This is a genomic window from Micromonospora sp. BL4, assembly GCF_003667505.1.
Taxonomy (GTDB): Bacteria; Actinomycetota; Actinomycetes; order Mycobacteriales; family Micromonosporaceae; genus Micromonospora.
The window spans coordinates 23113-37355 of the sequence record NZ_RCVJ01000097.1 but is presented as its reverse complement, the minus strand read 5'-3'; the positions used below and the strand labels follow the sequence as shown (position 1 = coordinate 37355).

Genomic DNA, 14243 nt, shown 5'->3' with positions numbered 1-14243 from the left:
GCCATGGGCGTCGCCGGCATCCACCGCCCCCTCCGCTAGTCCGTCAGGGGAAGCGCGGTGGAGTGCATCTGGTAGGCGTCGTCGGTGATGACGGCGTGGGTGTGGCCGGCGAGCCGGTCCAACCAGCCGATGCCGGCGACGCCCATGGCCAGAGCCGCGGTCGCGTACGCGTCGGCCACCCCGAGGTCGGCGCCGACCACCGTCACCGAGCGCAGCCCACCGGCCGGCGCGCCCCGGCGCGGGTCCAGCACGTGCCGGCCCCGCTCGTAGACACCGGAGGTGGCCACGGCCAGATCGGTCCCGGAGAGCACCAGGCAGGTCGCCATCGCGTCCCACGGGTGCCGGATGCCGATCCGCCACGGCTCCCCCGACGGGGAGTGGCCGCGTACCCGCACGTCGCCGCCGGCGTTCACGCAGTGGTTGGCCGCGCCGGCGGCGAGCAGCCGGTCCGAGGCGACCTGCGCGGCCCAGCCCTTGACGAACCCGGACGGGTCGAGCCGGCCGGTCGCGTACGCGTCGAAGAACCCGTCGGTGGCGCCCCACAGGTCGGCGCAGGCCTCCAGCACGAACCGCAGGTCCGCCGACGCCTCGGAGAGCAGCACCTCGCCCCGGTCGAAGCGGCACACCTCGCTGTCCGCCCGGTACGTGCTGAACCGGGCGTCCACCTCGCGCATCCAGGTGAAGACCTGATCCGCCAGCTCGTGCAGGGTCGCCGGCGGCAGGTCGTCGGCGAGATCAAGGGTGATCACCGTGCCCATGATGTGCTCGACCCGGCACAGCCCCGGGCGGGTCATCGTCGTCGGCACGTCAGAACGCCTGCTCGATCGCGCCCCGCAGCGACTGCTTGTAGGAGTTGCTGGTCTCGGTGGCGCCGGAGACGGTGTTCAGGTTGGCGCTCTGCTTCTGCACCACCTCGCCGCCGGTGCCGTTGTACCGGGCCCGCACGTCGCCGCTGTGGATGTCGGACTCGCCCCCACTGGGCAGCGACAGCGAGACGGCCTCGACGATCCGGTTGCCGGAGACCACGATCTGCACCTGCACGTACCCGTACTCGTTGTCGACGCCCGGCCCGGTGACCCGGCGGGTGGTCGGCTGCGGCGCCTTGGTGGTGGTCCGCGGCGCGGTCGGCGCCTTCGCGGTGGTGCGGTTGCCGGACGGGCGCGCGGTGCTCCTGCTCGGCTTGGGCGACGACGACGTGCCGGCCCGCACTGACGGCTTCGGGGTCGGGCCGCCCGGCGTCACCGGAGCGACGCTCGGATCCGCACCCTGCGGGGTGGGGTTGACCGGTTGGGCGGCCGGCACGTCCTGAGCGACCGGGGTGGTGCCCGGCGAGCCCTTGAGCACCACCAGCGCGGTGGTGCTGGCGGCCAGACCGGTGATCGCGAGGAACGCGCGACGCATGCGATGCCTTCCTACAACTCGAAGGTGGCGAGGTGGATCTGCCGGCGGGGCACGCCGGCCCGGCGCAACGCCCGCACCGACTGCTCGACGAGCCCGGGCGGCCCGCAGAGGTAGACGTCCCGCCGGGCCACGTCGGGCACCAGTTGCCGCAGCCCGTCCGGGCTCATCAGCTGGCGGGGGCCGGGGTCGTCGCGGGAGCCGATGACGTACCAGATCGAGGTGTCCCGGGCCTGGGCCAGCCAGTCCAGCTCCCGGCTGAGCAGCACGTCGGCCGGCGTCCGGGCCCGGTAGATCAGCGCGGCGCCCGGCGGCAGCTCCTCCAGCATGGCCCGGATCGGCGTGATGCCGCTGCCGCCGGCGATCAGCAGTGCCCGGTCGCGGACCCGGTGCGCGGCGGTGAAGGTGCCCGACGGGCCCTGCGCCCAGACCCGGGTGCCGGCGTCCAGATCGCGCAGGTCGGCGGTGTGCGTGCCGACCACCTTCACGGTGAGTCGCAGCCAGCGGCCGTTGGCCGCGGCGGACACGGAGAACGGGTGCGACTGCCACCAGCAGCCCCGGGTGAGGAAGCGCCAGCGGAAGTGCTGCCCGCCGAGCATCTCCAGCCGGTCCAGCCGCTCACCGGTGAGGTAGATGGAGACGGTGTCCGGGCTCTCCGCCACCACGTCGGCGACCTGCAGCCGGTGCCGCAGGTTGAACGCCAGCGGCGCGATCACCCGACCCCACAGCAGGGCGGCGACCACCAGCAGGTAGAGGGCGATCCACCCGCTGCGCACCGGGCCGGGCTTGTACAGCTGCGCGCCGTGGGTGAACTGGTGCCCGAAGCCGAGCAGCAGCACCAGGTAGCTCGACCGGTGCAGCAGGTGCCACAGCTCGTAGGGCAGCGCCCGCCGGATCGCCCGCACGCTGCTGAAACCGACCACGATCATGATGCCGGTGGCGACGAACGCGGAGAGCATGTCCTCGTAGTCGCCGAGCAGCGTGCCGACCTCGGCGAGGACCGACTGGTTACGCAGGTCCGCGTAGCCGACCAGGATCAGCGACAGGTGCGCCAGCACGGCGACCAGCAGGGTGGCTCCGATGTCGCGGTGCCACCGTCCCAGTTGCTCACCGCCGATCCACCGCTCCAGCACCGGCAGCCGGCTCATCAGCAGCACCTGCACCAGCAGCAGATAACCGGCGACCAGGCCGGTGATCCGGCCGGCGGCCGTCAGGGTCGCCGCGGTGGTCCGCAGCGACCCGGCGGGGGTCCCCAGCCACCACGGCAGCACGCTGGCGAGCAGGCCGACCAGGAGCAGCGCGGCCAGCAGCCGCCGGCCGCCGGGTCCGCGTCGGGCCGGGACCTGCGGGGGTACGGGCGCAGCCGACCGGCCGCCGTGCCGGGACGTGGTCCCGGTGCGGCGGCCGGCGGCGTGGGTGTGCGAGTACGTCACGCGTACAGCTTCATCGGGGCGTACTTCTGGCGGGGGAAGACCTTGTCGACCTCCGCGTTGGTGAGCCCGAACCGGCCCTGCGCCACCGCGCCGTACACGTTGAACATGTTGTTGTACTCGGGCACGTCACCCGAGTCCAGCTTGTCCAGGCCGTTCCAGGTTCCGAGCAGCGAGCCGGCCAGCTTCTTGCCGGACAGCAGGGTGACCACGCCGCCGTGCCCGTGGTCGGTGCCGCCGGTGTTGGAGCCGACCCGGCGGCCGAACTCGCTGGACACCATGATCGTCACGTCGGCGGCCTTCGGGCCGAGGTCGGTGAAGAAGGCGGCCATCGCGCTGGCCAGCTCGTTCAACCGGCGGTGCAGCTGGCCACCCTCGCGGGTGCCCTGGTTCTCGTGGGTGTCGTAGCCACCCATGCCGACGGTGGCGACCCGCACGTTGGCGCCGCCCTTGATCAGCTGAGCGAGCTGCTGGAACGCGTTGCCGACGCCCTCGTACTTGACGCCCTCGGCGGGCTGGTACGGCTTGGCGGCGAGCTTCTGCGCGGTGGCCAGCGCGCCCATGCCCTCCTGCACGGCCTCCTCGACCGGGTGGTTGATCCCGGTGAAGAGCCCCTTGATGGCCTTCTCGGTGGCGGCGCGGAACCGGTCGTCACCGTTGAGCCGCAGCGAGCCGACGCTGTTCAGCGAGAGCGCGCCGTTGTTGCCGACCAGCGAGCGGGGCAGCGTGCTGCCGACGCCGACGCTGCGGAACGCGGTGCCCTTGCCCAGGTTGTCGACCAGACCGTCGAGCCAACCCCGGCCGCCGGTCTCGTTGGGCAGCCCGCCCAGATTGCAGGCGTCGGCGGCCTGGAAGTGGCTGCGGGACAGCCGCTCGTCGGAGACCGCCGGGATGAAGCCCAACTGGCCGGCCTTGAGCCACTGCTCCAGCGGCTTGAACGCGCTGGTCAGCTTGAAGCCACGGCCCAGGGCCAGCGAGTCGTTGCCGAGCAGCAGGTCGGGGCGGGCCTTGGCGAGCACCGGGTCGCCGTCCGGCGCGACCAGGCTCAGCCCGTCCAGCCCGCCGTAGAGGAAGACATGGATCAGGGTGCCGGTCTTGGTCGCCGCGAACGACGCCGAGGTGGTGACGAACTGGGCGGTGGCCAGCGCGGTGGCGGTGGCCGCGGCGCCGGCGACGAACGTCCGTCGGGTGACACCACGACCGTCCTGCTGAGCCTCCTCCAGGTCCTCCAGGGTGCGGTAGCGGTCGGCCTCGGCGGCGTTCTCGGCGGCGACGAGGTCGGCCTCCGCCCGCAGCAGCGCCTCGGCCGGGTTGTCGGCCAGCCGCCGCAGGTCGGGGCATTCGGGGTGCAGGGGGAAAGAGTTGTACACAGTCTTCTCCATCGGGTGCCTCACCGGAGGTGGTGCTGGGGGGACGCGAGGATCGCCCGCGCGACGGCGGTGATGGCCCCGTTGAACGTGGCATCGACCTTGGCGCTCGCCGAAACGCCGGCCACACCGAGGATCAGGTTCCTCTCCCGGGTGCTCAGCTTCTGGTTCACCAGTCGCTTTGCCAGCGCGTCCACGTACGCCCCCGCGGTGGACGGCGGATTCGCGACCAGCTTCTCCGGCGCCGTGTGCGTGAAGGTGGTGCGGTAGCCGGCCAGGATCTCGCCGGCCTCGTTCCAGCCGTTGACCATGGTGCCGGCCGAGGTCCAGGCGACGTAGACGTCCGGGTAGCCGTCCGGGGTGGGCTGGCCCATCGGGTACTGGCCCAGCTCGCGCAGCTTGTCCTGGATCTGCCGCAGGCCGCGGGCGAACGGGGTCCGCTTGTTGTCGCCGTTGTCGTTCTTCGACGACGGGTCCGGCGAGACACCCAGGACGCGGTACGTGGACACCAGGTACTCCATCGGCCGGCGTACCTTCTGGCCGACCGCCGCCCAGAACTCCGAGGAGCTGAACAGGGCCATCAACACCGGCTTGATCATGCCGTTGTTGGTGGTGTACGTCTTGGCCAGCCGGTCCACGAGGGACTTCGGCGGCGTGTCCGAGACGAACCTCGTCGCCAGGCTCTGCGCCACGTACTTCGCGGTCGACGGGTGCAGCGCGATGTAGGTGATGTACTTGTCGATCGCCGCTTCGGCCTTCTTCGGGTCGGCCGAGTTGTTGGCGTGCGTGAAGCCGAGGATCTTCACCTTGCCGACGTAGTGCTGCTCGGGCTTGAAGACGTACTTGCCGTCCTCGACGCCGCGGCCGGTCTGGAGCATGGCGGCCTGGCGCACGTCCGGCTCCTTGTAGCCGCCGTCCACGCCGACCGAGTAGAGCTCCAGGTTCTCCCGGGCGAGGTTCTCGTTGATCGCGTCCTTGCGGGAGTCCTTCTGGTTCAGGTAGATCAGCAGCGCGGGGTGCTTGTTCGCGGCGACCAGCATCTCCGGGTAGCTGCCCAGCGCGTGCGCCCGCACCACGTCCTTGTCGAACGAGTTGCGGTACACCTCGCCGCCGTCGAACTCCGCGGCGACGTGCAGGAAGTCGTTCCAGAAGTCGACCATCACCTCGAACAGCTGGCGCTTCGACCAGATCTGCCGGGCGAGGGTGGCGTCGATCATCTCCCGCTCGGGCTGGGCGCCCTGCTCGTTGAGCTTGTCCCGCTGGTCGCGCAGCTGCTGCACCGAGAGCTTCTGCGTGGGCAGCTCGGCGAGCTTCAGCTCGGCCTTGCTCGGCTCGATCTTGTCCGGGTCGAGCTGGGCGCGGATCCAGCCGTCGATGCCCAACTTCTTGATGTCGGCGACCACCGCGGGCGTCGCCCCGAAGGTGGCCCGTCGGGCCAGGTGCAGGATCGGGTCCTTGGCCAGCACCGTCTTGACGGTCACCTTGGTCTCCGCCGCGGCGGCAGCCGGGCCGGAGAACGTCCGGCCACCGGAGGGCGCGTTCTTCTTCAGCGCCTCACCGGCCCGGGAGCCCATGTAGCTCTCGTTCTGCTCGGTGTAGGTGCGCACCGTGCTGGGCTGCTGGCCGCTGGGCCGGGCCGCGGTGCCGTCGGTGACGGTGCTGCCGGTGGCGTCGGCCACCGCGTCGTCACCGAAGAGGCCGCGGAACTGCGGGGTCATGGCGAGGGCCGCGCCACCGGCGACGACGGCGGCGGTGCCGCCGAGCGCGACCATGGCCTTGCGGCGACCCACCTTGCGCCCCGGCTCGTCGTCATCGTCCAGAGTGGGCAGTCCGGTGCCGGCCGGGCGGGCCAGGGCCGGACGGCCGAGGCCCTCCGGGCCGACCCACTGCGGTCCGCGCGGGGTGGGCTGTCCGGCGTAGCCGTCGGCGTACTGCTCACGAGGGTCGGCCGGGCCCGGGTAGCCGCCCTGGAAGGGGTGGGGCGAGTCGTACCCGTACGGGGCGGACGCGTTGGGGTCGCCGTACCCGTCCGAGGTGTGGTGTTGGCGTCCGTCCCAACCGCGGTCGTCCCGCGGTCGACGTGGTGGCACATTCTGGTCGGCCATGTACCAATCCCGATTTCTGAAGAGCGCCGAAAGCTGCGACCGGGCAGGTGCGGCAGGTGCGGCGACTGTTGCCTGAGGGGGTTGCTACGGCAAGGTAACCAAGCCCTCAGGTGCCTTCAAGACAGGTTGAACGCCCTCGTGAGGGCACTTAAGACACCGCTCAGCGCCGCATCGGCCGCAGGCCACGCACCGCGGCCCGGGTCGGACCTTCCCAGCAGGGCCGACGCGCGCCAGCCGGGCACGGATCGGGCCCCGCCGCCGTACGCGACACTTTCCGCGCCGTTCACCGCCACAGGCAAACTTAAGGTGCGGATAAGCCGGACGTGAGGTGCTCTCACGCGGAGGAAAAGTAGCAGCGACGGGTGAGCGTGAGCCGCCGCCGCAGCGGGTATGCCGCCGAACCGCTGAACGCGTGAGGGGAAGGCAGCGCCATGCTCAGCAAAGAGGATCAGCGCAGGTTCGACCAGATCACCCGTCAGCTCCGGGAGAGCGACCCGGCTTTCTTCAACCGGCTGGACCATCGGGTCCGGGCCCGCAGGGGCCGTTACCTGATGTTGTTGACCATCGTGCTGTGGGCGTCGCTGCCGGCGATGACCGTGTTCGCCGGCCGGCTGGCCGGTGCGATCTGCGCGGTGGTGCTGGTGGCGAACGCCGCGATCATGTGGCGGTTCCGACGCCGCTGGACATGACCGCTCACCGGTCGGCCGGGCCGAACGTCCGGTACGCCCGGCGCAGTCGTTCGAGCAGTCCCGGCCCGCCGATGGCCGGCGCCGGCGGGCCGAGCTGGCGCAGCAGCAGATCCGGCCCGGTCGCCAATCGGGGCGGCCGGTCGGGCAACGGCACCGGCGGCAGCCAGAACCGGTCCACCGCCTCCACCAGCGGGGTCGCCGACAGTCCGGCGAGCGCCCGGGCCGCGCCAGCCGCCGGCACCGAGACATCCACAAGGGACCTTGAACTGTCCGAGGTGGACTCGTCGTCCGTGTCGGCGGGCGCGGTGGTGATCGGTTCGGCTGGCAACTCCGTACCGGTGGCCTCGGCGCGTCGGGCCCGGAGCCGCTCCAGCAGTTCCGCGCGAGCCCGACCGCGCCAGTGCAGCAGCTCGAACGGGTCCGCGTCGAACGCCTCGGCCAGCAGGTAGAAGGTGGCCGCGAGGTGCTTGCAGGGCACCGCGAAATCGGGGCAGCTGCACCGCTGGGTCAGCTCCTGCACCCCGGCCGGAAAGAGCGGTGCGCCGGCGGCGACGAACAGCTCCTCCAGCTCGTCGGGAAGGTCCCCGGCGAGCAGGCGGGCGCTGAAGAACGCCTGCCCGGCCAACTCCTCCTCGATCCGGGACCAGAGCGCGGCCGGGAACGGGCGCAGCGCGATGGACACCTGGTACGGCTTCGGCCGGGAGCCCTGCACCACGGCACTGACCAGCCCGGGCGCGACGTCGAGCGAGAGCACCTGGCCGGCTCGCGCGTACGAACGGCCGCGGGTCAGCCGGGTGCCGAGCGCGAACGACTCCAACACCTCCAGGAAGCGTCGGGACCACCACGACCGGCCGATCGCACCCCGGGCGCTGCGCGCCCGCAGGCCGCCGTCGACGCGGCGGGGGCGGCCGTAGTCGGCGAACCGGTCGGTGCTCACTCCACCACCGCTCCGGCCTCCAGGGCGAACAGCTCGCGCAACTGCCCGGTGGACAGCTCGGTGATCCACTGCTCGCCGGTGCCGACCACCCGCTCGGCGAGGCTGCGCTTGTCGGCGATCAGCGCGGCGACCTTCTCCTCCACCGTGCCGGCGCAGACGAACTTGCGGACCTGCACCCGCCGCCGCTGCCCGATCCGGAACGCCCGGTCGGTGGCCTGGTCCTCCACCGCCGGGTTCCACCACCGGTCCACGTGTACGACATGGTTGGCGGCGGTCAGGGTGAGCCCGGTACCGCCGGCCTTGAGCGAGAGCACGAACAGCGGTGGACCGTCCGCCGACTGGAAGCGCTGCACCATGGCGTCCCGCTCGGCCTTGCCGAGCCCACCGTGCAGGAACAGCACCTCCCGGCCGAACCGCGCCGAAAGATGGCCGCGCAGCATCGCGCCGAACTCGGCGTACTGGGTGAACAGCAGCGCCCGCTCCCCCGCCGCGAGCACCTCTTCCAGGATCTCGGTGAGCCGGGCCAGCTTGCCGGACCGGCCCTCCAGCGGCGAACCGTCCCGCAGCAGCTGGGCGGGGTGGTTGCAGACCTGCTTCAGGCGGGTCATGGTGGCCAGCACCAGCCCGCGCCGTTCGATGCCGTCGCTGGACTCGATCCGGGCGAGCATGTCGTCGACCACCACCCGGTACAGGGCGGCCTGCTCGGCGGTGAGGTTGCAGAGCACCTCCATCTCCAGCTTCTCCGGCAGGTCGGAGATGATCGACGAGTCGGTCTTGAGACGGCGCAGCACGAACGGGCCGGTGATCCGGCGCAGCCGCTCGGCGGCCTCGGCGTCGCCGTGCCGCTCGATCGGCTCGGCGAACCGCTTGCGGAACGTCGCGGCCGGGCCGAGCAGACCGGGGTTGGCGAACTGCATGATCGACCAGAGGTCGGCGAGCCGGTTCTCCACCGGCGTGCCGGTCACCGCGACCCGCTGCCGGGCGGGCAGCGCACGGACGGCCTCGGCCTGCCGGGTCGAGGCGTTCTTGATCGCCTGCGCCTCGTCCACCACGACCCGGTGCCAGTCGATGCCGGCCAGGTCGACGGCGTCGCGGGCGGCCACCGAGTAGGTGGTGAGGACCAGGTCCGCGCCGTGCGCGGCCGTCGTGAACTCCGACCCCCGGGCCCGCTCCGCCCCGTGGTGTACGTGCACCCGCAGGCCCGGGGTGAACCGCGCCGCCTCCCGCTGCCAGTTGCCGACCAGGGACATCGGGCAGACCAGCAGGGTCGGTCCGGCGTCCGGCGGGTCCCCGGCCAGCAGCGCGAGCAGCTGCACGGTCTTGCCCAGGCCCATGTCGTCGGCCAGCACGCCGCCCAGACCGAGAGACCGCAGGAACGCCAGCCAGGCCAACCCACGCCGCTGGTACGGCCGCAGCGTGCCCTGGAAGCCCGGCGGCGGGTCCAGCGGGGTGAGCCGTCGCTCGACCGCGCCGGCGAGCAGGTCCCCCAGCGCCCCGTCCGCGGTCACCTCCAGCACCGGCAGCGCTCCGGTGTCCTCGCCGTCGGCCAGCCCGAGGCGGAGCAGGTCGGCGACGGTCAGCTCGCCGGCCGAGCGGAGCAGGCGCAGCCCGGCGGCGAGCCGCCCGGGGTCCAGCTCCACCCACCGGCCGCGCAGGCGCACCAGAGGAGTCTTCATCTCGGCCAGCGCGGCCAGCTCCTCGGCGGACAGCGGCTGGTCGCCGAGCGCCACCTCCCAGCGGTAGTCGACCAGGGCGTCCAGCCCCACTCCGGCGTCGGCGCCGGCCACCGTGCCCGGTGCGGTGCGGCTGCGGGCGCGCAGCCGGGCGCCGATCCGCGCCGACGGGCGCTGCCACCAGGAGGGCAGCAGCACCCCGAAGCCGGCGGCGTGCAGGACCGGGGCGCCCTCGCTCAGGAAGCGGTGCGCTCCCTCGACGTCCAGCTCCATCGCCTCAGGTGCGGCGGTGCGCAGCGCGGCGTCGAGGTCCGGCCAGAGCCGGCTCGCCCGGCCCAGCTCGGCCAGCAGGCTCTCCTGCGGGCTGGCCGTACGACCGGCCAGCCCGCCGAGCGTCTGCGGCGCCCGCCAGACCTGTCCGGCGTCGACGTGCAGGCCGGGCTCGTCGGCTGCCTGCAACCCGAACTCCAACCGCCACCGCCCACCCCCGACCGGGCCACCCTCGATCGGCTCGGCGCCGACGAGGCCGCCCTCGGCCGAGTCGGGGTCGGTCGGGTCGACCGCGGGCGGCACGGTGCCGGCCGGCGCGGGACGGGTCGCCAGGATCGGTTCGGTGACCTCGTCGGGGGCCGGTTCCACCAGGCGGAAGCTGGCCCGGACCGGTCCGCCGGCGGCGTCGCGCTGCCAGGCGTCCAGTTCGGCGCGGAGCGTGGCCAACGCCGCCGGATCGACGGTGAAGTCCCGGCGAGGACCGGCCAACGCCGCCAACCAGGCCAGCGCGGGTCCGCCCGGCCGCAGCCCCCGGGCCAGCGTGGTGGTCGCGAGCGCGGCCCGCGCGGCGGCGTCGGTCAGCGCGTCGAGCGCGTCCGCGACCAGCGCACCGGCCGTCAACTCGGTGTCGTCCGGCGCGGCAGAGGCGGTGGGCGAGGCAGAGGCGGCGGGCGTGGCAGAGGCGGCGGGCGTGGCAGAGGCGGCGGGCGCGACGGCGACGCCTCGGGCGGCGGGCGGCAGGGCCAGCGCCAACGATCGCGCCCAGCCGGCGTCGGTGCCGGTCAGCAGCGGTCGCCAGACGGCGAACGCGGTCACCGGGCCTGCGGCGGTCGCCGAGGGCGATCCGGTCGCCGGCCCGGTCACGACGGCGCCGGGTGTGTCCGTGCCCGCCGTCGCGCCGACGCCGGGAAGGACACGCCCCCGGGCCACCAGGTCGGCGGCGAAGTCGGCCAACTCCGCGAAATGGCGCAGCGTCGCCCCGGGCACCGCCGGGAGTTCGTCCAGCGCGCGCAGCAGGGGCAGGGCGTCGTCCGGGGCGTACACCAGCACGGGGACCCGCCACCCGGCCAGGGTGAGCCGGCCGCGGGCCGGGGGTGCGACGTCGGTCCGAATCAGCTCGGGTGAGTCGGTGGGCGCGCCCGCGAGGGTGGGCAGGGTGAGCAGCGCGGTGTCCGGGCGGGCCGGCTCGGCGGCGTCGGCGAGGGCCGCGGCCAGGTCGGCGTGCCCGGCGGCGAAGGGGTGCGGCCGTTCCCGGGGCGGCCGGCCGGCGCGCGGGGCGGCCGCGGTCGGGACGGCGCTGTCCTCGGCCCAGACGGCGAGGCCACCGGACAAGCCGTCGACGGGCAGCCACAGCCCGTGGATGACCAGCACGTGTTCCCCCTCGTCGCCCGCCCGCGCCCAGGATAGGCGGCCCCGATGCGACGCACCGGTCAGCCTCGGTCGGCTAGCCTCGCGGCCATGGTCGACCTCCTGGTGATCGGCGGACTCGGGGTGGATGTGCGGGTCCGGGTGCCCGCGCTGCCGCTACCGGCCGCCGACTCGCACACCGTCGAGCCGATCGAGCTGCGGATCGGCAACACCGGCGCCGGGGTGGCGCTGGCCGGCCGGGCGCTCGGCCTTCGGGTACGGGTGGTCGACACCCTCGGGGCGGACGTGCCCGGCGATCTGGTCCGGATGGCGCTGGCCCGGGCCGGCGTGCCGGCGGTGCTGGCCGAGGACCCTGGCGGCACCCGACGGTCGGTGAGCCTGGTGGACCCGGGCGGGCGACGCACCTCGCTGTACGACCCCCGCCCCTGGCGAGGCGGAACGCCGTTCGCGCCGACGGAGCTGGCCGGGCTGGTCCGCGATGCCCGGCACGTCCACATTTCGATCATGGACTGGACCCTGCCGCTGCTACCCGCCGTGCGTGCGGCCCTGCCGGCGGGCGTGGCGCTCTCCACCGACCTGCACGACTGGGACGGCGCGAACCCCTACCACCGGCCGTTCGCCGACATCGCCGACCTGGTCCTGGTCAGCGGGGTGCGGCTGGCCGACCGGGCCGCGGCGCTCGCCGGCACGCTGGCGCCCCGGACCGTCGTGGTGACCCGGGGCGCGGACGGCAGCGAGCTGTACCCGGGCGACGGCACGGCCGTGCCGGTGCCGCCCGCCGCCCCGCCGGGGCCGGTGGTGGACAGCAACGGGGCGGGCGACGCGTTCGCGGCCGGGCTCATCGCCGGGCGATTGCGCGGCGAGTCGCTGGCGGAGGCGGCCCGGTACGCGGCCCGGGTCGCCGCGGCTGCCTGCACGCACGACGGCATGGAGTACCCGCCGGGCCTGCTGCCGGCCAGTTGACGGCGTACAACCCCGGCGACGCGTCGGCCGGCCCGCTGCCCCGCTATCCGCTGCGGGCGGCGGGCGCGGCGGGCAGGATGGGCGCATGGCTTCATCCGTGCAGATCCTCCTCGTCGGCGGCGCGGCGGACGGGCAGAGTGTCACCGTCGAGCTGGACAGCAACGGCCGTCCCCCACTGACCCACCACCACCTCGGGTCCGGTGGGCTGGCCGGGGCGCAGATCTACGAGCTGGAGTCCGCCGGCGAAGACGCCCGCGAGTGGCGCTACCGGTGGACCGGCCCGGCGGTGTGACGTTCGCTCAGACCCGGGTGAGGGTCTGGCTACGGAGGCTGTCCAGCACACCACGGGTGACCTCGGAGGTGCCCCGGGCCTGCTCGCAGACCTCGGCAACCCTCCGGGCGGTGGCCTCGGCGCGCTGCTCCCGCTCGTCCCAGAGCCGGTCGACCTCGGCCAGCAGTGGCCCCTCGACCTCCCGCTCCACACCGCGCAGCGCCGGCACGCCGAGCCGCTGGGCCAGGTCGAAGACCTTGCCGGCGTACGGCAGCGGCAGGAACGGGGTGCCGACCATCGCCGCGAAGATCAGGAAGTGCAGGCGCATGCCCACGGCCAGGTCGAAGTGGCGCATCAGCCCGAGGACCTGCTGCGGCGAGTAGGTGCCGTGCAGGATCCGCCCCCGCTCGGCGGCGATCATGTGGGACAGCACCCCGTGGGCGTGCCGGATGTCGTCGCGTTCCATCGGCACGAACAGCACGTACGCGTCGATCCGGTTCACCAGGAAGTCACCGATCTGGGCCAGCAGCCGGTGGTAGCCGTCCACGTCGAGCCGCTCGGCGGCCCGTCCGGGCTCCCGCACGCTGATCCCGACCAGCCGCGTGCCGGCCGGCACGCCCTCCTCGCGCAGCAGCTCGACCGGGAACTCCTCCGGCTGCAACAGGAACGCCGGGTCGGCGGTGACCGTGATCGGGTTGAGCAGCCCCGCCTCCTCCAGCACCATCCGGGACTCCTGGTCGCGGACGGTCACCTGCACCGCGCTGGCGAGCGTCTCCCGGACCATCCCGGTGTCCACCGCGTCGCTGAGCGGCCCGACTCCCACCGCGTACGTGATCAGGGGCAGGCCGCGCTCCTGGGCGACCCGGACCACCCGCAGGTAGCGGCGGGCCTCCCGGTCGTAGAGGATCCCTCCGCCGCCCAGGATGAGCAGGTCGAGCTGGGCCAGGACCAGCGCGGAGTCGGTGCGGCTGACGCCCTCCCAGGGCACCGCCTCCACGTCGGGGTGGGCGACGCGGGTGTGCTCGGGGTGACGGGAGAAGACGATGATGCGGGCGTTCGGCTCCTGCTTGCGCAGATCCGCGAGGAGGCCGGTGAGGATCGCCTCGTCGCCGAGGTTCCGGCCACCGTACGAGCCGAGCACACCAATGGTCAGTCCGGCACCATGCGTCATCCGTCGCTCCTCCCCGGGTGCGGTCCGCCGGCGGGTTCCCGCTGGGCTGGTGAACAGTCCTGCCGAGGAGACTGAGGCGAGCGAGGAGGCTGAGGCGAGCGCGCGTAATCAGCCCGCCGGGTCGATCCGCTTGGCCATCTGCTGTGAGGTGACCTCGAAATCCAGGCTGCGGTAGAGCCCGATCGCCACGGTGTTCGTGCCGAAGACGTTCAACCCCAGCTCGGGTACGCCGAGACGGGCCAGTTCCGCCTCCATGAGCTGGATCATCCGACGCGCGTGCCCCCGGCCCCGGTGCTCCGGGTGCACCTCGATGTTGTGAATCCAGGCCCGCAGCGTGTCGGGCGCGCCGGCCCCGGGCAGGGTCACCCAGATCCAGCCGACCTCGGCGTCGTCGACCCGGGCCATCCGCAGCAGCACGCCCTCGGTGGCCGCGCCCGCCGGCAGCAGCTCCCGCATCTGGCTCGCCGACCGCTCCCGGGCCGCCTCCGGGGTCAGGCCCCGGTGCGCCACCAGATCCTCGGCGTACTCCCGCTCCAGCGGTCCGCGCAGCCGATCCAGCTCCTGCTCGGTCATCGGCGCCAGCGTCAACTCCACTGTCTCC

At 73.5% G+C, this 14243-nt stretch carries 12 protein-coding genes; 3 read left to right on the top strand and 9 right to left on the bottom strand.

Going from position 1 to position 14243, the window contains the following annotated elements; all coding sequences use genetic code 11:
• Positions 1–35: 35 nt before the first annotated feature.
• Genes EAD89_RS09295 through EAD89_RS09275 form a run of 5 tightly spaced genes read right to left on the bottom strand, consistent with a single transcriptional unit; the run spans position 36 to position 6300 of the window.
• The gene (locus tag EAD89_RS09295) at positions 36–758 is read right to left on the bottom strand and encodes an FAD:protein FMN transferase (RefSeq protein ID WP_121675435.1); all 723 of its coding nucleotides are present in this window, start codon (positions 756–758) and stop codon (positions 36–38) included.
• Between the two features lie 49 nt (positions 759–807).
• A complete protein-coding gene (locus tag EAD89_RS09290) occupies positions 808–1401 on the bottom strand; it encodes an FMN-binding protein (RefSeq protein WP_121675433.1) in 594 nt (197 codons plus the stop codon).
• Between the two features lie 11 nt (positions 1402–1412).
• Positions 1413–2831, bottom strand: a complete 1419-nt coding sequence (locus tag EAD89_RS09285) for a ferric reductase-like transmembrane domain-containing protein (protein WP_121655976.1) — start codon at positions 2829–2831, stop codon at positions 1413–1415.
• A complete protein-coding gene (locus EAD89_RS09280) occupies positions 2828–4198 on the bottom strand; it encodes a DUF1501 domain-containing protein (RefSeq protein WP_233578401.1) in 1371 nt (456 codons plus the stop codon). Before EAD89_RS09280 ends, EAD89_RS09285 begins: the two co-directional genes overlap by 4 nt.
• A gap of 20 nt (positions 4199–4218) precedes the next feature.
• Positions 4219–6300, bottom strand: a complete 2082-nt coding sequence (locus EAD89_RS09275) for a DUF1800 domain-containing protein (protein ID WP_121655978.1) — start codon at positions 6298–6300, stop codon at positions 4219–4221.
• 431 nt (positions 6301–6731) lie between these two features.
• Here EAD89_RS09275 and EAD89_RS09270 point away from each other — a divergent pair, with 431 nt between their 5' ends.
• Positions 6732–6989 carry a DUF3040 domain-containing protein gene (locus EAD89_RS09270; protein ID WP_074313327.1) on the top strand — a complete coding sequence of 86 codons (258 nt, stop codon included), beginning with the start codon at positions 6732–6734 and terminating at the stop codon, positions 6987–6989.
• A gap of 4 nt (positions 6990–6993) precedes the next feature.
• On the opposite strand, the gene EAD89_RS09265 is transcribed toward EAD89_RS09270, so the two are convergent.
• On the bottom strand, positions 6994–7926 hold the full coding sequence (locus EAD89_RS09265) for an SWIM zinc finger family protein (protein ID WP_121675431.1): 933 nt from the start codon (positions 7924–7926) through the stop codon (positions 6994–6996).
• A complete protein-coding gene (locus tag EAD89_RS09260; RefSeq protein WP_121675430.1) occupies positions 7923–11240 on the bottom strand; it encodes a DEAD/DEAH box helicase in 3318 nt (1105 codons plus the stop codon). Before EAD89_RS09260 ends, EAD89_RS09265 begins: the two co-directional genes overlap by 4 nt.
• 87 nt (positions 11241–11327) lie before the next feature.
• Here EAD89_RS09260 and EAD89_RS09255 point away from each other — a divergent pair, with 87 nt between their 5' ends.
• Entirely contained in the window at positions 11328–12200 is an 873-nt protein-coding gene (locus tag EAD89_RS09255; protein WP_121675429.1) for a carbohydrate kinase family protein, read from the top strand.
• An 85-nt stretch (positions 12201–12285) separates the two neighbouring features.
• Positions 12286–12492: a hypothetical protein gene (locus EAD89_RS09250; RefSeq protein ID WP_121655828.1), complete on the top strand. Its 207-nt coding sequence runs from the start codon at positions 12286–12288 to the stop codon at positions 12490–12492.
• Between the two features lie 7 nt (positions 12493–12499).
• Here the strand turns inward: EAD89_RS09250 and EAD89_RS09245 are convergent, their stop codons facing one another.
• Together EAD89_RS09245 and EAD89_RS09240 are read right to left on the bottom strand one after the other, a co-directional pair.
• On the bottom strand, positions 12500–13642 hold the full coding sequence (locus EAD89_RS09245; RefSeq protein WP_121655829.1) for a polysaccharide pyruvyl transferase family protein: 1143 nt from the start codon (positions 13640–13642) through the stop codon (positions 12500–12502).
• Between the two features lie 108 nt (positions 13643–13750).
• Complete coding sequence (locus tag EAD89_RS09240) at positions 13751–14215, bottom strand: N-acetyltransferase (RefSeq protein ID WP_147458782.1); 465 nt, start codon at positions 14213–14215, stop codon at positions 13751–13753.
• Between the last annotated feature and the right edge of the window lie 28 nt (positions 14216–14243).

Bases quoted from the DNA above. Each gene is read 5' to 3' on its own strand.
- EAD89_RS09295 (WP_121675435.1), bottom strand. From the start codon at position 758: ATGGGCACGGTGATCACCCTTGATCTCGCCGACGACCTGCCGCCGGCG.
- EAD89_RS09290 (WP_121675433.1), bottom strand. From the start codon at position 1,401: ATGCGTCGCGCGTTCCTCGCGATCACCGGTCTGGCCGCCAGCACCACC.
- EAD89_RS09275 (WP_121655978.1), bottom strand. From the start codon at position 6,300: ATGGCCGACCAGAATGTGCCACCACGTCGACCGCGGGACGACCGCGGT.
- EAD89_RS09270 (WP_074313327.1), top strand. From the start codon at position 6,732: ATGCTCAGCAAAGAGGATCAGCGCAGGTTCGACCAGATCACCCGTCAG.
- EAD89_RS09255 (WP_121675429.1), top strand. From the start codon at position 11,328: ATGGTCGACCTCCTGGTGATCGGCGGACTCGGGGTGGATGTGCGGGTC.
- EAD89_RS09250 (WP_121655828.1), top strand. From the start codon at position 12,286: ATGGCTTCATCCGTGCAGATCCTCCTCGTCGGCGGCGCGGCGGACGGG.
- EAD89_RS09245 (WP_121655829.1), bottom strand. From the start codon at position 13,642: ATGACGCATGGTGCCGGACTGACCATTGGTGTGCTCGGCTCGTACGGT.
- EAD89_RS09240 (WP_147458782.1), bottom strand. From the start codon at position 14,215: ATGACCGAGCAGGAGCTGGATCGGCTGCGCGGACCGCTGGAGCGGGAG.